The sequence below is a fragment of the Mesorhizobium waimense genome (assembly GCF_003601975.1).
Classification (GTDB): domain Bacteria; phylum Pseudomonadota; class Alphaproteobacteria; order Rhizobiales; family Rhizobiaceae; genus Mesorhizobium; species Mesorhizobium waimense.
Window position 1 is genome coordinate 79,378 of record NZ_QZWZ01000009.1, and the last position, 17,571, is coordinate 96,948.

The window sequence follows — 17,571 nt, forward strand, 5'->3', positions numbered from 1 at the left end:
GCCAGCAAGGCAAGTTGGCCTTCGTCCCCGGAAAGCTTCGGCGCCGGCATATCCGGCAATATCTGGGCCGGGATCAAAAATCGTCGGCAGAGGGATGGAATGCATCCCGGAGTCTAATTAGAAATCACGAAAGATTCTTGCGCGCGGGGAAAGCCGACAATGCCGCTCAAAGCCGACCTCGACGCCATCGACTGGAAAATTCTGCGCGAACTTCAAAACGACGGACGCATGACCAATGTCGAACTGTCGAGCCGTGTCGGCATATCGGCGCCGCCCTGCCTGCGCCGAGTCCGTCGGCTGGAAGAGATCGGCATCATCCGCGGCTACCGCGCTTTGCTCAACGCCCCGGCGCTCGGCATGGATGTCGTCGCCTTCTGCCTGATCGGCCTGCATCACCAGGCCGACAACGAGCTCAAGACCTTTGCCGAGCGCACCCGCGGCTGGCCGATCGTGCGCGACGCCTGGATGGTATCGGGCGAATCCGATTTCCTGCTACATTGCGTGGCAAGCGATCTCGGTACCTTCCAGACCTTCGTCATCGAGGAGCTAGCCTCGGCGCCGAATGTCGACACGGTGCGCACCGCGCTGACGATCCGCCGGGTCAAGGATGAGGGCCTGGTGGCGTTCAGCGCGTCTTGACGCCAAGCGTCTCGACAGCGGCCAGCAATCCGCCCAGATCTTCGCGGTCGCGCAGCGGCGAAACCTTGAACCCTGCCTGCTCGGAGGCATCACCATCGACCAGCCAGCCGCACGACAGGCCGGCACGGCGCCCTGCTTCCATGTCGGCCAGCTTGTCGCCGACGATCAGCGAGCGACCGAGATCAAGGTCAAGGCGCGTTGCCGCCTCGAGCAGCATGCCCGGATTGGGCTTGCGCATTAGATGGTTGGCGACCGCCAGCGGCCCAGTTCCTGCGTCGTGGTAGGCGCAGGCGATGACCATATCGACGAAACCGCCCCTTTCGCAAAGCAGGTCGAGCAAACGGCCGTTGACGGCGGCGAACTCGCTCCAGCCGAAATAACCGCGCGCGATACCGGACTGATTGGTGACGACGACGACCGGGAACCCGCCCCGGTTGGCCGCCTCGACGACAGGCACGATATCGTCGCGTAGCACGATCTCGGCTGGATCACTGGGATAGTCGGTATCGATGTTGATGGTACCGTCGCGGTCGAGGAACAGCGCCGGTGTACCCACCGGGAAAACCTTGCTGCCGATCCGCTCCACCCACAGCCCCGGCTCCGCCAGTGGATAAGGGTTCACGGTGGCCTCAGCCATCGCTGAGACGGGCTTCGACGACCTCGCACAGATGGTGGTAGAGGCACACATGCCCTTGCTGGATGATCGGCGTCGAGGTCGAGGGCACGTTGAGCAGGATGTCCGTCAGCGGCTTCAGCTTGCCGCCGGTGGCGCCGGTCATGCTGATCACCGTCATGCCCATCTTGCGCGCCTGCTCGGCGGCGGCAAGGATGCTCGGCGAATTGCCGCTGGTCGAGATGGCGAGCAGCACCGCGCCCTCAGACCCGTGCGCCTCGACCTGGCGCGAGAACACCGTGTCGAAGCCGTAGTCATTGCCCCAGGCGGTCAGCACCGCCGCGTTGGCCGGCAACGCAATCACGTTGTAGGCCTTGCGCTCTTTCAGAAAACGGCCGACCAGTTCGCCGGCGATGTGGATGGCATCGCTCGCCGAGCCGCCATTGCCGCAGATCAGCAAGGCCTTGCCCTGGGAAAGCGCCGTAACGACGGCACTCACCGCCCGTTCCATCTCGCCGGTAAGATCACGCTCGACCATCGCCGAGATCGCGGCCGCCGAGCGGGCCAGGTAGTCGTTCAGTTGGGACATGGATATCCTCAGTTTGTACTGGCGCGCAGTCTGCCGATGGTGCCGGTGGTGCTCTTGCCGGCGACGAGATCGACCAGCACAACGCGCCCGCCCGCCTTCTGCACCACGTCGGCGCCGACCACGGTATCGACCGTATAGTCGGCACCCTTGACCAGTATGTCGGGCAGCAAGGCTTCGATCAGCGCCAGCGGCGTGTCCTCCTCGAAGACGACGACGGCATCGACCGAAGCAAGGGCGGCGAGCACGCAGGCGCGGTCGTGCTGGTCGTTGACCGGGCGTCCCGGGCCTTTCAGCCGGCGCACCGAGGCATCGCTGTTGAGGCCAAGCACCAGCCGGTCGCACTGGCTGCGCGCAGCGTGCAGCAGGCTGACATGGCCGGCATGCAGGATGTCGAAGCAACCATTGGTGAAACCGACGCTGAGGCCCTCATCCTTCCAAGCCGCGACCATGCGTGCGGCCGATGTGGCGTCGAGGATGGCATCCTTGTGGGCGGTCGGTCCGTGCGAACGAAACAGCGCGCCGGTGAGTTCCTCGACCGTCAGCCGTGCGGTACCACGCTTACCCACCACCACACCGCCCGCGGCGTTGGCGATGGAGGCAGCCATGACACGGTCGGCGCCGGCTGCGAGTGCCAGCGCAAACGTCGCGATGACGGTGTCGCCGGCGCCCGACACGTCGAACACTTCCCGCGCCTGCGTGGCGATGTGGCGGGCATCGTCGGGACCGACGACGCTCATGCCCTTTTCGCTGCGCGTCGCCACGACGAAGTCGAAATCGTTGGCCAAGATCAACTCACGCGCGGCCGTGACGATCTCGTCATCGGCAAACACCGCGTGGCCGACGGCCTCGCCGAGTTCCTTGCGGTTGGGCGTGATCGCCGTCGCGCCGGCATAGCGCGCATAGTCGCGGCCCTTCGGGTCGACCAGAACCGGCTTTCCCGCATCGCGGCAGATCGCGATCAGTTCGCCGGCGACGCCATCGAGCAGCATGCCCTTGCCGTAATCGGACAGGATGACGATGTCGGCCCGGGCAAGCGCGGCACGGAAATGCCGGATCAAGGTCGTCCGCTCGGCGGCGGCCAGCGGCTTCACTTCCTCCTCGTCGAAGCGCAGCACCTGCTGGTTGAGCGCGCTGAAGCGGCTTTTCGACGAGGTCATGCGGTCGCGGTCCTGCGCCAGGCCGCCAGTATCGGTGCCAAGCTCGCCCAGCATCCGCATCAGATTGTCGCCGGCCGCATCGGTGCCGATGACTGAGACGGGGATCGCGGCAGCACCCAGCGAAACGATGTTGGCGACGACATTGCCCGCGCCGCCCATCGCCAGCATCTCGCCGCGCCCGTGCAGCACCGGAATCGGCGCCTCGGGCGAGATGCGTTCGATGACGCCGTTGACGAAGCGGTCAAGGATGAAGTCGCCGACCACCAGAACGGTGACGTCACCAAAGCGCGCGATGGCGCGGTGCAGCGGTTCGGGAGAAGGCGGATTGTGCTTGATCATGTTACGGGCAACGCGCGGAAAAAGCCTGTTTTGAAAACGTTTCGAAGGTCGATTGGCAGGGCCGGTCGTTCATGGCGAAGCCGATATACCGCAATTCGAGCCAGCGCAACGGCGTCCGGGTCACGGTCAGGTATGGCCGATGGCTCAACTCTTCTGCAGGGCGACGTGCACGCCCAGCCCGACCAGAACGGCCCCGCCCGCCCGCTGCATCATGCGCTGCGCGCGGCCTGAACGCCGCAGCCGTGCAATCATCGCACCGGCCAGGAACACGCACATAATGTCGGCGGACGAGAACATCAGGTTGACGATGGTTCCGAGCACGACGAACTGCAGCCACACCGGGAATGCCGCCGAGGCATCGATGAACTGCGGCAGGAACGCCATGAAGAAGATCGCAGTCTTCGGGTTGAGCACCTCGACGGTAATGCTCTCGAAGAAGGCGCGGCGAGCCGACTTCCGCTCGATGAGCGGCAGCGCCGCATCGCCTTGCGTCCTGGCGCGAAACAGCGAGACGCCGAGCCAGATCAGGTAAAGCGCGCCGATCAGCTTGACCGCCATGTAGAGCGGCGGCACGGCATGGAACAGCACGGACAGACCGGCAGCGGCGGCAATCACATGCACATAGCCGCCGAGATGGATGCCGAGCGCCGCCGTCAGGCCGGACCAACGCCCGCGCGCCATGGTCTGCGCCGCGGCATAGAGCATCGCCGGACCGGGGATATAGGCGAAGATCGCCGTGGTGGCGAAAAAGGCGATCAGCAGTTCGGTCGACGGCATTGCCTTGTCCCTCATTATGCACTGGGCGGCACGAGCCGACTGAAGCGGGAGCTTTGCGGCGCCACTGTGGCGAGCGCTCTTCATGCCTGCCTGCTTTATCGACAGGCCGGCACACCTCCCTTATAAGGCCGGAATCGGCAAGCGAAACCAGGGCCAGCAACATGATCATCGTCACGGGCGGCGCCGGCATGATCGGCTCGAACATCGTCGCCGCGCTCAACGCCGAAGGTCATGACGACATCCTCGTCGTCGACGACCTGACCGACGGCCACAAGATCGCCAACCTCGCCGATTTGCAGATCGCCGACTATCTCGACAAGGACGAGTTCCTGGCCCGCCTCGAAGATGGCGGGCTCGGCCGCGTCGAGGCCGTCTTCCACCAGGGCGCCTGCTCGACCACCACCGAGTGGAACGGCAAGTACATGATGGAGGTGAACTACGCCTATTCGAAGCGGCTGCTGCATGCCTGCCTGGCGCTGCGCGTGCCCTTCCTCTACGCCTCCTCGGCTTCGGTCTATGGCGGCGGCGCCGAGTTTCGCGAGGAGCCGCAATATGAGCGGCCGCTCAACGTCTACGCCTATTCCAAGAAACTGTTCGACGATTACGTCCGCCGAACCGTTTTCGACACCGATCACTCGCCGGTGGCGGGTCTTCGCTATTTCAACGTCTATGGACCGCGCGAGGCGCACAAGGGCGCCATGGCCTCGGTCGCCTTCCATCTGTTCAACCAGGTCGAGCGGGGACAGAACCCAAAACTGTTCGGCGCCTATGGCGGTTTCGGCCCCGGCGAGCAGAGCCGCGACTTCATCCATGTCGGCGATGTCGCCGACGTCAATCTGTGGCTGTGGAAGCGGGGCTCGAGCGGCATCTTCAATTGCGGCACCGGCCGCGCCCAGCCCTTCCGCGCCATTGCCGAAACGGTGATCGACACGCTGGGCAAGGGCGAGGTCGAATTCATCGAATTTCCCGACCATCTCAAGGGCAGCTACCAGAGTTTTACGCAAGCTGATATGTCCCGCTTGCGCGCAGCCGGCTACAATGGCCAATTCCGCACCGTCGAAACCGGCGTCAGAGACTATGTCGAATGGCTGAAAGCCCAACGATCCTCGTGATCGGCCCACGCTGGGTGGGCGATATGGTGATGGCGCAGTGCTTGTTCTCGGCGCTGAAGCAGCAATATCCGAACGCCGCCATCGACGTGCTGGCGCCGGCCTGGGCCGCACCGCTGGTCAAGCGCATGCCCGAAATCCGCCAGCAGATCGACTTCCCGCTGAAACCCGGCGCGCTCGAATTCCGCATCCGCCGGCGCTTCGGCCGCCTGCTGCGCGGCCGCTACGACATGGCCTATGTCCTGCCGGGCAGCTGGAAATCGGCGCTGATCCCGTTCTTTGCCCGCATTCCGCGCCGCACCGGCAATCTCAGGGAAATGCGCTACGGCCTGCTCACCGACATCGTCCCGCTGCCCGCCGCGGTGAAGCGGCGCACCGCACAGGCCTATTTCAGCCTTGCAAGGGGCGGCGCGTTCCAGGCGCCCAGGCTTACCGTGGACGCGGGCAACCAGACGTCCCTGCTCGAACGCTTCGGGCTGAGGGCAGAGAAATTCGTGGCACTGATGCCCGGCGCCGAATTCGGCCCCGCAAAACGCTGGCCGAGCGAGAGCTATGCCGGCCTCGCCCGCGAGATGATGGCCAAAGGCCTGAAGGTGGCGCTGTTCGGCTCGAAGAACGACGCCGACGTGACGGCGGAAATCGCAGCCCTTGCGCCAGGCGCTGTCGATCTGGCCGGCAAGACGCGGCTGGAGGACGCCATCGACCTGATATCAGCGGCCAAGCTTGCGGTGTCGAACGACAGCGGCCTGATGCACGTCGCGGCCGCCGTCGGTACACCGATTGTCGCCGTCTACGGCTCGACATCGCCGACAAATACGCCGCCGCTGGCGGAACATTCCGAACTGGTCTGGCTCGGCCTGTCGTGCTCGCCCTGCCACCAGAAGATCTGTCCGCTCGGCCATCTCAACTGCCTGAACACGCTTGAGGTCGGACAGGTCGTCGCAGCAGCGGACCGCCTGCTGGAAATACCGGCCGCCGCATGAAGGTGCTGATCGTCAAGACCTCCTCGATGGGCGATGTCATCCATACCTTTCCGGCGCTCGAGGATGCCCGCCGTCACCGCCCGGACGTGTCGTTCGACTGGTGCGTGGAGGAAGCCTTTGCCGGCATCGTTGGCCTGCACCCGGCAATCGGCAGGATCCACACTGTCGCGATCAGGCGCTGGCGCAAGAGACTGCTCAATGGGGCCACCTGGCAAGAGGCGGCCGGCCTGCGCCGCGCCTTGAGAGCAAGCCAATACGACCTTGTCATCGACGCACAGGGCTTGCTGAAGTCGGCCCTGGTCGCGAAGCAGGCCGCGGCTCCGATCGCCGGCTTCGACCGCTCGAGCGCACGCGAAACTTCGGCGATCTGGTTCTACGACCGCCGCTACGCCGTGCCGCGCGACCTGCACGCCATCGAGCGTACAAGGCGGCTCTTCGGAATGGCGCTCGGCTACCAGCCCGATCTTTCCGGGCTCGGCTCCGGCATCGTGCCGCCGGCCGACGGCCTGACTGGCGTCAGCGGCAAAACCGCTGTCCTGCTGCACGGCACCAGCCGCGAGGACAAGAAATGGCCGGTGGCGGACTGGATCGAAACCGCCCGGCTGGCGGTCGACAGGCAGATGACGCCGGTCGTCACTTGGTCGAACGAAGCTGAAAAGGCGGTGGTCGAGGCGATCGCCAAGGCTGTTCCACAGACCGTGCTGGTGCCGAAATCGCCGCTCGCCGTCATCGCCGCAATCATCGGCCGATCGACGCTTGTCATCGGCGCCGACACCGGCCTCACCCACCTCGCCAGCGCCTTCGGCCTGCCGACGGTCGCGGTGTTCCTGGCCACCGAGCCCGGCCTCACCGGTCCGCGCGGGCCATATGCATCGACGCTTCTGGCCGCCCCCGGCGGACGTGTTGCGCCGGGAGAGGTGATGGCAGAGGCTGAAAAGCTGATGGAACGACAGATGCTTGGCCTGACCAGCAAGAATTGATTTTGATCAATTCAATCGGAAAGGTCAGCGCTGCCCCTCATTGCCCTGCCGGGCATTTCTCCCCGTAAACGCGGAGAAAGAAGCTGGCCGCAACGCTGGTGATTGGCGAAATCGTCTATGACGGCGTCCTTCTCCCCGTTTACGGGGAGAAGGTAGCGGCAGCCAGATGAGGGGCGGCGCAACGTATTGATATTGTAGGTTTCTGCCTAAGTGCAGGACAACAGCCAGACCCTCAAATAAACTGCACCTGGACGATCTCATACCCCCTTGCACCGCCGGGTGCATTGACCTCGATGGCGTCGCCGACTTCCTTGCCGATCAGCGCGCGGGCGATCGGCGAGGAGATCGAAATGCGGCCCGATTTCACGTCCGCTTCCTGGTCGCCGACGATCTGGTAGGTCTTCTTCTCTTCGGTGTCCTCGTCGACCAGCACCACCGTGGCGCCGAACTTGACCTTGTCGCCGCTGAGCTTTGTGACGTCGATCACCTCGGCCCGCGCGATCAAGTCCTCGAGTTCGTTGACGCGACCCTCATTGTGGCTCTGCGACTCTTTCGCCGCATGGTATTCGGCGTTTTCGGAAAGGTCGCCATGCGAGCGCGCTTCGGAGATCGCCTCGATGATGCGCGGCCGCTCTTCCTGCTGGCGCCAGCGCAGTTCTTCCTTCAATGACGCGAACCCCTCGCCTGTCATCGGGACCTTGTTCATGATGCCTGACCTTTCCTGCCGCCACCCCCGCGTTTCGGGGATAGCCTTGTCGATGGGTACAAAAAGAAAACGGTCCGGCAGCCTCGGGCTAACGGAACCGTTTCACCGCAATTTGGCTGAATATAGCAATCTTCACGCGTTTTTCACGCCAAAAAATCGGGTTTTAAGAAATCCCCGCCGATTCCGCACCTTACGCAGCGGCAAGTGTGCAGGAGGCAACAAAAACCGGCTGCGATCGCCCGCAGCCGGCCCAATGCTTAGCGGATCGAATCAGCTCCGCATGAAATGGTCGATCTGGTCGGCCAGCATGCCGTATTCGCGCGAACCCTTGCCGGTGCGCTTCTCGATTTCGCGGAGCTGTTCGCGGGCGCCGGCGAGATCGCCCATCTGCAGATGCGCCTCGCCGAGATATTCCCGCACCAACGTATAGTCGGGGTTGATACGCAGCGCTTCCTCGTAATAGCCGAGGCCGACGGTGATGCGGCCGGAATGGCGATGCGAATAGCCGAGATAGTTGAGGATGCGCGGATCCTGCTTGTTGGCGGCAAGGCTGAGCACGGCGATCGCCTCGTCATAGCGCCCGGCCATCGCCAAATCATGGCCCGCTTCATAGATGTTGTCGTCGTCCAGCATGCCGTATTTCGGCGTGACACACTTCTTCAGCTTCTTGTCCCAGACCTCACCCTTTTTGCACTTGGGGGTGTCGCCACCGCCGCCGCCGCCGCCGCCTTCACCAGCCGTGAAAGCGGGCGCCGCAAACAGCGGCAGGGCGGCAACAGCCATGACCTGAATCAGCAAACGTCTGCGCATCGAAGCCTCCTTGAGAATGACAATGCGATACTAACGCAGGTGCCATGCCGTTTCATCCCGGAAAGAAACAGCGGCCGCCAACATTTGCAGTTTGACGCTTGCTAACCGAAGATGACGTGACGAATGCTGTAAATTCGCTATCATCCGGCAAACGGCCAATGGAGCATGCGGAGAAGGCCCGTGCAGCAGCGCCTCGAAAGGGAATGGGAGCTTTCGATCGGCCCGGACACCGTGCGCCTGTTCATCCTCAAGGCGAAGGCGCTGAGCGCTGCCGTCAACGAAGACTATGCCGACGGCGCCGAGCATGAAATCGAGCTCGATGGCGATGCGCATGACAATCATCACCATGACGGTCTCGCTGAGGAAAGTTCGGAAAACCTCACCGAGGAGGAATTTCGCGAACTGATCAACGACCTCAATGTCGACGAGGCGGCCGAACTGGTCGCGCTGGCCTGGGTCGGCCGGGGCGACTACGAGGCATCGGAATGGGCCGACGCGCTGGCGGCCGCGCGCGAGCGTGCCAACAAGCGCACGGCGAAATATCTGCTCGGCATGCCGCAGCTCGCCGACTGGCTGGAGGAAGGCCTGGAAGTGATCGGCGCGTGACATTGCGGTTACCGATCGTGATCGGACGAATGCGCTTTCCAAGGCAACTTCCGCACCGCCCCGCCGTTTGGGGGCGATGGCGGCGCTGACCCTCCCAGGATTTTACAGAATGGCGCTGCCTTTGGCGGCGGCGTTGCTGTTGGCGGGGCCGGCGCTCGCCAAGGCGCCGAAACTTCCTGAAACCGTGCCAGTGCCTGAGCTCAACCAGCCGGGACCGACGTCGGAACCAGGGCCTGCGGACGTTCCGGTTCCCGAGCCGCGCCCGACCAACGCGCCGTCCGGCCCGGCCGAGCCGCCGGTGACTGCACCCACGCCTGCCGAAAAGCCGTCGCAGGCGGAGCCGCCGGCAAGTGCGCCCAGCCCGACGGAGAAACCACCGGCAGAGAAATCACCGCAGGAGAAACCAGCGGAGAGAAAGATACTTCCGGACCCGAGATCGGCTTCCGTTCCCGCCCCGGAAATGCCCGAGGAAGAGCTGGCCTGCCGCAGGCGGCTGAAATCGATGGGCGTCGACTTCGAAGAACACAAGGCCGAGCACGATCAAGAGATCGGCTGTTCGATCCCCTACCCGATCACCATGAAGACGCTCGGCAAATCCGTCACGATCGCCCCAGCCCCCGAACTGAATTGCGCCATGGCCGAGGCGTCGGCGCGCTTTGTCGCCGATGTCGTCCAGCCCGCGGTGAAAGCCGAATTCAGCTCCGACCTGAAGTCGATCGGCCAGGCCTCCGCCTTCGTCTGCCGGCCGCGCCATAACGGTGGAAAGCTGTCGGAACACGCCTTCGGCAACGCGCTCGACATTGCCAGCTTCACGCTCTCGGACGGCAAGAAGATCGAAGTTGGCCCGGCGCCGCCCGAAAAGGATGGGAATTTCCTGAACGCGGTGCGCAAGGCAGCCTGCGGGCCGTTCAAGACCGTGCTTGGCCCGGGCAGCGACGCCGACCATTCGCTGCACTTCCACTTCGACCTCGAACCGCGCCGCCACGGCGGCACTTTCTGCCAGTGAGCGAATGGCGTGGTGTAGGGAGCGGGCGCCGCAATTTGGCCGCAGCCGTGAACGCCGGCGCTGATTTTTCCTTTACTCTTGGCGACTAGACTTGTCCCATCCGGGGACAGGATGCCTTTCAATGGCCGGAAGATCTGGCGCCATGTTTGCCATGGCACGGTACAAGAAACATGCGCGCATCGCCGTCGGGCGGCTGGCGACAGTGCTTGCGATTGCGGGGGTGTCGGCCTGCACCACAGGAGACGTCTTCTCGCTCCAGCCCGCCGTCGATGTCGGCAGCCAGACCGCCGCGGTGCCTGCCGCCGTCCCGGAATATCAGGGCATGCAGCGCCTCGTTCCCTCCAACCCCTATATGACCGCCGCCTATCCGCGCATGGACGAGCCGATGTCGCCGCTCGAGCAGATGCCGGCCAGCGAGATCGATTGCCGCAGCGAGCTCAAGCGCCTCCGCGTCGCATATACCGATGTTGCGCCGATCCATGAGGGGCAATGCGGCATAGACTTTCCGGTCAAGGTCTCGGCCATCGGCAGCATCCAGATGAAACCCGCCGCGACGCTGACCTGCGACATGGCCGCCACCTTCGCCGGCTGGACGAAGAACGAACTCGTGCCGTCCGCTCGCTGGCGCTATTTCTCCGGCGTCAAGACCATCCACCAGGGCTCCAGCTATTCCTGCCGCAACATCGCCGGCGAGGGTGTGTTGTCGGAGCACGGCAAGGGCAACGCGCTCGACGTGATGAGCATCGAGCTCAACAATGGCGACGACATCGACGTACGCAAGCCCGGCCTGTTCGCCTTCCGCACCCGCGGCTTCCTCAACACCGTGCGCGCCGACGGCTGCCAGTATTTCACCACCGTGCTCGGTCCCGGTTACAACTACGACCACCGCAACCATTTCCACTTCGACATAAAGAACCGCAAGAGCGGCTACCGCGCCTGCCGCTGACCCAGACGGATGGCCTCTGCCCAAGGCTGGCAACGTCGCATAGAGTGATGCCGTACATGTTTGGCGGTATCGGATGAGCCAACGCACTCTTCGACGACGCGCCGCAATCTGGCTGGCGGCGTTCTGCGCCTTCTATCTGGCGCTCGCCTATTTCGCAGCGCCCGAATTCTGGACGTGGCGAGACCGCGGCTTCCGCACGGAGCGCTTCGAGATGATCACGCACACGCCGCAAGGCATTCCGGGCGACCCGATCAATGTCGGCCTCATCGGCACCGAAAAGGAGGTCGTCCACGCCTTCGCCGTCGCCGGTTGGGACACTGCTGATGCCATCACGCTGAAGACGGCGATCGAGATCGGCGAAAGCGTGCTGTTCGGCCGCCCCTACCCCGATGCGCCGGTCAGCCGGCTGCTGTTCGAGGGCCGCGCCCAGGACCTGGCCTTCGAGAACCCGGTCGGCGATAGCGCCGACCGGCGCCACCACGTCCGCTTCTGGCAGAGCAAAGCCCGCGGCGACGACGGGCGGCCGCTTTGGCTAGGATCCGCCAGTTTCGATCGTGGTGTCGGCCTCAGCCACGACACCGGCGCCATAACCCACCATATCGGTCCCGACATCGATACAGAGCGCAACTTCCTGATCGGCGACCTCCGCGCCGCCGGCATGCTGATCTCGTCCAGCGACATACCAGGCATCGGCGCGACGAAGACCGGGCGCAATGGCGGCGGCGATCCCTATTTTACCGACGGCAAGGCAGTGATTGGGGTGCTCAGGCAATTGCCTTGAAATCATAGGTCCGGGATCGGATTGAAATGGCCGCGAGGCGTGTTCTTCTAAAAATCATGGCCGTCTATTTTCGAAGACCTCGCCGCAATGCTATTGACCGCGCATGCTTTATGTTGAAATCGCCATCGTGGTCGTCCTCATCTGTGTGAACGGCCTTCTGTCGATGTCCGAACTTGCCATCGTCTCGTCACGGCCGGCCCGGCTCAAGGCGATGATCGACCGCAACGTCAAGGGTGCCGGACGCGCGCTGGCGCTTGGCTCCAATCCCGGCAAATTCCTGTCATCGGTGCAGATCGGCATCACCCTGGTCGGCGTGCTCTCCGGCGCCTTCTCCGGCGCCACGCTCGGCGCGCGGCTGGCGCAGTTCCTGGCATCGACCGGTATTCGTGAAACCGTTGCCGACCCGCTCGGCGTCGCCATTGTCGTTGCCTTGATCACCTATGGCTCGCTGATCGTCGGCGAGTTGGTGCCGAAGCAGATCGCATTGCGCGACCCTGAACGGGTTGCGGCACGGGTCGCCCCGGCGATGACCATCCTCGCCACCATCTCGGCACCGCTGGTCTTCCTGCTCGACATTTCAGGTCGCGCCATATTGTGGCTGCTTGGCCAGCGCGGCGAGAGCGAGGAGAAGGTCACCGACGAGGAGATCAAGATGCTGGTCGCCGAGGCCGAGCACCACGGCACCATCGAATCCGACGAGCGGCGCATGATCGCCGGCGTCATGCGGCTCGGCGACCGCGCCGTGCGCGCTGTGATGACGCCGCGCACCGAGGTCGACTGGATCAATCTGCAGTCCGACGAGACCACCATACGCAAGCTCTTAATGGAGACCCAGCATTCGCGCCTGCCGGCCGGCGACGGCGGCGTCGACGCCATGATCGGCGTCGTCCAGACCCGCGACGTGCTGGCGGCGATCCTCGGCGGCAGGGCGCTGGAGCCGCGCCGGCACGTGCGCGCCGCCCCCATCGTGCATGACCAGGCCGATGCACTCGACGTCCTGTCGAAACTGAAGGAATCGGATGTCCCGATGGCCCTGGTCCATGACGAATACGGCCATTTCGAAGGCATCGTCACCCCGGCCGACATCCTGGAAGCCATCACCGGTGTCTTCCGCGCCGATCTCGACGCCGGCGAAGAGGAAAACGCCGTCAAGCGCGAGGACGGCTCATGGCTGCTCGCCGGCTACATGCAGGCCGACGAGATGGCGGACATTTTGGGCATCGACCTGCCGGAAAACCGCGACTACGAGACCGTCGCCGGCTATGTCCTGTCGCACATGCACCATTTGCCGGCGACCGGCGAATGCGTCGACGCGCAAGGCTGGCGCTTCGAGGTGGTCGACCTCGACGGCCGCCGCATCGACAAACTCATCGCCACGCGACTGGCGAGCGGCCACCGCGAGGTGGTGCGCTGATTGTTCGAATGCCGGCATTTTGACCCGAAGCGGCCATTCATCTTAAACGCATGAATCTCGCGAGAGGTAGAAGCCGTCTAACGGATGATACTCGCCTAGAGTCGGCATCACTGCATCGGGACGTCAGATGCAGGTGTCTAAACGACGCTGGATATCTTCGACCAGCAGGGCTGCTTCCTCCGCGATTGCCAATATTGTTCCCGACCGCCGCGAGATCGCGAAAGGCAGGCCGGCAAAATACACGCCAGGGGCGCTCGCGAACCGGTTCTCGTACAATGGTTGGCCTTGTGCATCGAGCACATTGGGAACGCGCACCCACCCGAAATCGCCTCTGAACCCGGTGCACCAGATCACCGTTGTGATCCCTCGCGCGGCGAGGTCAAGTGATCGGATTGCTGGATTCGGCAGGTCCGCGGTAATCACCTCGGCCGGGTCCGGCTCAGCCTCGGGGGCATCGATCCCGTTGCGCGCGATGTAGTCGTCGATCTGGTTTCGAATTCTAGCGGAGCCCTCGTCTGCGTGGCGAACATGCTCTTCCGCGTCGTTGCTGAACAAGGGGCGGCCGTCGTCGACGCCCGTGAGCCGACCCAGCAAGATAACCCCTTGCGCACTGAGGGACTGCAGGCTGATCGTATGGAGCGCTCCTGTCAGTGCCCTTCCCGGGATAGGCCCCTGTTGAAGCAATTCCCCGCGCGTCACATCCATCAGTCCGGTAAGAACCATCCAGACACTGATGTGAGTACCCCGGTACATTCGGGGCAGCCGGCCGACTCGTCCCGTTGAAAGAAACACAGTTCGCCCCGCCCGGACCAAGTCCTCGGCGATCTGGCCGCCGGACTGGGCGCTACCCACGACCAACACGGCTCCACTGTCGAGAGCCGATGCGTTGCGGTAGGCTGATGCATCAATCTGTTGGACTTCGGGTGGCAACAAAGCAGAGAAAGGCGGGCGCGTCGGGCAATTCTGGTTGCTGCTGGCGATCACCACATTCCTCGACCACACGGCGCCGCTCGGAATGGCCAGTCGGTACAGGCCGTCGCTCGCGACAAGGTCGGTCACCGGCGTACCGGTTTCCACCGGGAGGCCATACCGGCCGGCATAGTCCTCCAGCAGCGCGACAAACTCGCCGCTTGTCATCGCACCGTCGGGATCGGGGCCGTCATAGATATCCCCAGGCATGACCGTTTGGCTGTTCGGTGTGTTTACCCGAAAGGAGTCCCAGCGCTGGGTCCGCCAAGTCTCACCGATGCGACCTCGCTCCAACACTCTATGACGCAAGCCGCGCTGCGTCAGCGCATGACTGACGCCTAGTCCCGCCCAACCGGCACCGATGACGACGGCATCAAGAATGTCCGTTCCGCCCGTCACTACGCTCCCCCTCTGATCGTCACCTTATTGTACTTTTGTGAAATCAGTAAATGGTCCGCTTTCCAGTACGGCGTTGCTCTCACGCATAACAAAACGAGGACGACAGCACTTGGCGAGGCGATGACTAAGATGTCGCGTCTCGTGTAAGCGCGCCTCTATGGACGTCTGGCGCTTGTCTGGCTTTCGGACCTGCGGCGTGCTCGCGCCACTGACGCACGTCGCCAAATGTTCAGCAGTGATGATTGGCGCGGCGTGTTTTGCGACAGAAGGAGCTGTGTTTCAGTGTGAATTTTTGGCGCCGTCTCGCGCCTACCGCTATCCGCCTTCGCCTTCCTCACTTATGATTGACCACCGAAAAAGCTGGGAAGCACAGCGAAAGCCTCTATATCGGCAGCCATGGATGCATCGAGCGAACACAAGCTGAACGACGAGCTTCTCTCGAACACCCAGCGCCTGTCCTTCGACTATTTCCTCAAGGAGGCCAACCCGGCCAATGGCCTGGTCGCCGACCGCAACACGCCAGGATCGCCCGCTAGCATAGCCGCCGTCGGGCTCGCTTTGTCGGCCTATCCCGTCGGTGTCGAGCGCGGTTTCATGACGCGCGCCGCCGCCGCTGCACGGACGCTCGCCACACTTCGCTTCTTCTGGAACGCGCCGCACGGGCCGGAGCCCGACGCCACCGGCTACAACGGCTTCTACTATCATTTCCTCGATATGAAGACCGGCCGCCGCGTCTGGAAGTGTGAGCTGTCCACGGTCGACACGGCGCTCCTGCTGGCCGGCATGCTGGCAGCCGGCGCTTATTTCGACGGGGACGATGAATCCGAACTGGAAATCCGCCACCTTGCCGATGCGCTCTACCGCCGCGCCGACTGGCGCTGGGCGCAGAACGGCGGCGCCACCGTCACCCATGGCTGGCGGCCCGAAAAAGGCTTCCTGCGCTACCGCTGGCAAGGCTACGACGAGGCGGTGATCCTTTATGTGCTGGGCCTCGGCTCGCCGACCCATCCGCTGCCGCCCGAGAGCTATGCGGCCTGGCTGTCCACCTACAAGTGGAAGAAGATCTATGGCCGGGAACTGGTTTATGCCGGTCCTCTGTTTGTCCACCAGTTCTCGCATGTCTGGATCGACTTTCGCGGCATCGGCGATGCTTTCATGCGCAATCACGGCAGCGACTATTTCGAAAATAGCCGCCAGGCGACCTATCTGCAGCGTGACTACGCCATCCGCAATCCAAAAGGTTTTAGTGGTTATGGTGAGACTTGCTGGGGCATCACCGCCAGCGATGGCCCAGGCCCGACAAAACGTCAGAAGACGGCTGGTGGCCGCCGCTTCTACAGCTATCTGGCGCGCGGCGCGCCTTTCGGTCCGGATGACGGCACGCTGTCGCCATGGGCGGCGATTACTTCACTGCCCTTTGCGCCGGAGATCGTCCTGCCGGCGCTGCGCCATTTCCACGAAATCGACCTGCACGAGGGCAACCCGTACGGCTTCACCGCAAGCTTCAATCCGACAATCGCCGCCGCCGACAGGCGGTCCTGCGGGTGGGTATCGCCGGACCATGTCGGCATCAATCAGGGGCCGATCGCCCTAATGATCGAGAACTACCGGTCGGACTTCCTGTGGCGGCTGATGCGCCGCGTGCCTGCCATCGCCACGGGACTGCGCCGAGCCGGGTTTTCGGGCGGTTGGTTATGAAGACCCTTTTAGACTCATAGCATTAGCACGACCTTGCCGGTCGAGCGCCGATCATCGAGCAGGCGATGCGCCTCGCTGACCTGGTCGAGCGGCAAGCGTGCGCCTGTCGTCACGACAAGCTGGCCGCTGGCGGCAAGCTGGAAAAGCTCCGACAGGTTTTCCCGCAGCCCGGCAGGCGTAAGCAGCGGCAGCAGGGCGAACCCTCTTAGCGACTGGTTGCGGCCGATCATCGCTTCCAGCTCGGCAGTGCCCAGTGCGTATCTGCCGAGCGCGGCAAACACCAGCTCGCCACAGGGCGCGAGCGCGTCAAGCGCTGCCGCCGTCAGCGCGCCGCCCACGGTGTCGTAGACGATGTCGACGCCGGCGCCGCCTGTCGCCTCCCGCACCTCGGCGGCCCAATCCGCCCTGCTGTAATCGACCGAAACATCGGCGCCGAGCGACACTGCCAGATCGAGCTTGGCCTTGCTGCCGGCGGCAGCGATCACAGTGCTGGCACCGCTTCGTTTGGCAAGCTGGACGAGCAGCGACCCAACACCGCCGGCGGCCGCAGTGACCAGCGCCGATTTGCCGGCGGGCGGGCTTTGTCGCAGCAGATGCAAGGCCGTCAGCCCCTGCACCATCAATGCCGTCGCATCCCCGAAAGAGAGCGTTTCAGGCAAAGGCACGGCAAGGCCCGCGTCGATCGTGACATAGTCGGCATAACCGCCAAAGGGTCGGCTTGAGGCAAAGAGCGGCGCTGCGACGCGTGCACCGAGCAGCGCTGAATCCACCCCTGACCCAACCGCCTCCACGGTCCCGGCAGCCTCGACGCCGAGGATCATGGGCAGTTGTGGCGTGACCGCGTAGCGGTCCGCGCGCATCAGCGCCTCGAAGAAATTCACGCCGGCCGCATGAACGCGGACCAGCACCTCGCCGTCCCGTGGCTCTGGCTTTGGCATGTCCACGACATCAAGGACGTCGGGACCGCCGAAACGGGTGAGTTGAATGGCTCGCATGGCAACCTCGCTATGGCAACGGCTGCTGTTTGCCACTATCTGCGTGGCCCGGACT

General features: G+C 63.9%; 18 protein-coding genes. 10 read left to right on the forward strand and 8 right to left on the reverse strand.

What is annotated here, in order from left to right; translation table 11 throughout:
• Positions 1-159: 159 nt before the first annotated feature.
• A complete protein-coding gene (locus tag D3227_RS13720) occupies positions 160-639 on the forward strand; it encodes an Lrp/AsnC family transcriptional regulator (RefSeq protein ID WP_120014645.1) in 480 nt (159 codons plus the stop codon).
• Here D3227_RS13720 and D3227_RS13725 read toward each other — a convergent pair.
• From D3227_RS13725 to D3227_RS13740, 4 genes are all read right to left on the reverse strand, one after another.
• Positions 626-1,276 (reverse strand): D-glycero-alpha-D-manno-heptose-1,7-bisphosphate 7-phosphatase, encoded by a 651-nt coding sequence (locus D3227_RS13725; protein WP_120014646.1) that lies wholly within the window; start codon positions 1,274-1,276, stop codon positions 626-628. The two genes, D3227_RS13720 and D3227_RS13725, sit on opposite strands and share 14 nt — an antisense overlap.
• The gene (locus D3227_RS13730) at positions 1,269-1,841 is read right to left on the reverse strand and encodes a D-sedoheptulose-7-phosphate isomerase (RefSeq protein ID WP_120014647.1); all 573 of its coding nucleotides are present in this window, start codon (positions 1,839-1,841) and stop codon (positions 1,269-1,271) included. Before D3227_RS13730 ends, D3227_RS13725 begins: the two co-directional genes overlap by 8 nt.
• Positions 1,842-1,849: 8 nt before the next feature.
• Complete coding sequence (gene rfaE1, locus D3227_RS13735; protein WP_120014648.1) at positions 1,850-3,337, reverse strand: D-glycero-beta-D-manno-heptose-7-phosphate kinase; 1,488 nt, start codon at positions 3,335-3,337, stop codon at positions 1,850-1,852.
• Positions 3,338-3,481: 144 nt separating this feature from the next.
• The gene (locus D3227_RS13740; protein WP_120014790.1) at positions 3,482-4,114 is read right to left on the reverse strand and encodes a LysE family translocator; all 633 of its coding nucleotides are present in this window, start codon (positions 4,112-4,114) and stop codon (positions 3,482-3,484) included.
• A 161-nt stretch (positions 4,115-4,275) separates the two neighbouring features.
• Between D3227_RS13740 and rfaD the strand changes: the two genes are divergently transcribed.
• From rfaD to waaC, 3 genes are read left to right on the forward strand one after another with little or no spacing between them, the layout of a single operon-like run.
• Positions 4,276-5,226, forward strand: coding sequence for an ADP-glyceromanno-heptose 6-epimerase (rfaD, locus tag D3227_RS13745; RefSeq protein ID WP_120014649.1), 951 nt, complete (start codon positions 4,276-4,278; stop codon positions 5,224-5,226).
• Complete coding sequence (gene waaF / locus D3227_RS13750) at positions 5,199-6,206, forward strand: lipopolysaccharide heptosyltransferase II (RefSeq protein WP_120014650.1); 1,008 nt, start codon at positions 5,199-5,201, stop codon at positions 6,204-6,206. Before rfaD ends, waaF begins: the two co-directional genes overlap by 28 nt.
• Positions 6,203-7,186 carry a lipopolysaccharide heptosyltransferase I gene (waaC, locus tag D3227_RS13755; protein WP_120014651.1) on the forward strand — a complete coding sequence of 328 codons (984 nt, stop codon included), beginning with the start codon at positions 6,203-6,205 and terminating at the stop codon, positions 7,184-7,186. The genes waaF and waaC overlap by 4 nt, the downstream gene beginning before the upstream one ends.
• Positions 7,187-7,418: 232 nt before the next feature.
• On the opposite strand, the gene greA is transcribed toward waaC, so the two are convergent.
• Both greA and D3227_RS13770 read right to left on the reverse strand, forming a co-directional pair.
• A complete protein-coding gene (gene greA / locus D3227_RS13765) occupies positions 7,419-7,892 on the reverse strand; it encodes a transcription elongation factor GreA (RefSeq protein ID WP_120014652.1) in 474 nt (157 codons plus the stop codon).
• A 270-nt stretch (positions 7,893-8,162) separates the two neighbouring features.
• Entirely contained in the window at positions 8,163-8,702 is a 540-nt protein-coding gene (locus D3227_RS13770; protein WP_120014653.1) for a tetratricopeptide repeat protein, read from the reverse strand.
• A gap of 180 nt (positions 8,703-8,882) precedes the next feature.
• Here D3227_RS13770 and D3227_RS13775 point away from each other — a divergent pair, with 180 nt between their 5' ends.
• The 5 genes from D3227_RS13775 to D3227_RS13795 all read left to right on the forward strand — a co-directional run bounded on the left by D3227_RS13775 (position 8,883) and on the right by D3227_RS13795 (position 13,455).
• Positions 8,883-9,308, forward strand: coding sequence for a DUF3775 domain-containing protein (locus D3227_RS13775; protein WP_120014654.1), 426 nt, complete (start codon positions 8,883-8,885; stop codon positions 9,306-9,308).
• 109 nt (positions 9,309-9,417) lie between these two features.
• The gene (locus tag D3227_RS13780; protein WP_167480687.1) at positions 9,418-10,314 is read left to right on the forward strand and encodes an extensin family protein; all 897 of its coding nucleotides are present in this window, start codon (positions 9,418-9,420) and stop codon (positions 10,312-10,314) included.
• A 121-nt stretch (positions 10,315-10,435) separates the two neighbouring features.
• Positions 10,436-11,260 (forward strand): extensin-like domain-containing protein, encoded by an 825-nt coding sequence (locus D3227_RS13785; RefSeq protein WP_120014656.1) that lies wholly within the window; start codon positions 10,436-10,438, stop codon positions 11,258-11,260.
• 73 nt (positions 11,261-11,333) lie between these two features.
• The gene (locus tag D3227_RS13790; RefSeq protein ID WP_120014657.1) at positions 11,334-12,041 is read left to right on the forward strand and encodes an LssY C-terminal domain-containing protein; all 708 of its coding nucleotides are present in this window, start codon (positions 11,334-11,336) and stop codon (positions 12,039-12,041) included.
• Positions 12,042-12,144: 103 nt separating this feature from the next.
• Positions 12,145-13,455: a hemolysin family protein gene (locus D3227_RS13795; RefSeq protein ID WP_120014658.1), complete on the forward strand. Its 1,311-nt coding sequence runs from the start codon at positions 12,145-12,147 to the stop codon at positions 13,453-13,455.
• Between the two features lie 123 nt (positions 13,456-13,578).
• Here the strand turns inward: D3227_RS13795 and D3227_RS13800 are convergent, their stop codons facing one another.
• A complete protein-coding gene (locus tag D3227_RS13800; RefSeq protein WP_120014659.1) occupies positions 13,579-14,823 on the reverse strand; it encodes a flavin-containing monooxygenase in 1,245 nt (414 codons plus the stop codon).
• Between the two features lie 396 nt (positions 14,824-15,219).
• Between D3227_RS13800 and D3227_RS13805 the strand changes: the two genes are divergently transcribed.
• A complete protein-coding gene (locus D3227_RS13805; protein WP_120014660.1) occupies positions 15,220-16,521 on the forward strand; it encodes a glucoamylase family protein in 1,302 nt (433 codons plus the stop codon).
• Between the two features lie 14 nt (positions 16,522-16,535).
• On the opposite strand, the gene D3227_RS13810 is transcribed toward D3227_RS13805, so the two are convergent.
• Entirely contained in the window at positions 16,536-17,516 is a 981-nt protein-coding gene (locus D3227_RS13810; RefSeq protein ID WP_120014661.1) for a quinone oxidoreductase family protein, read from the reverse strand.
• Positions 17,517-17,571 lie beyond the last annotated feature (55 nt).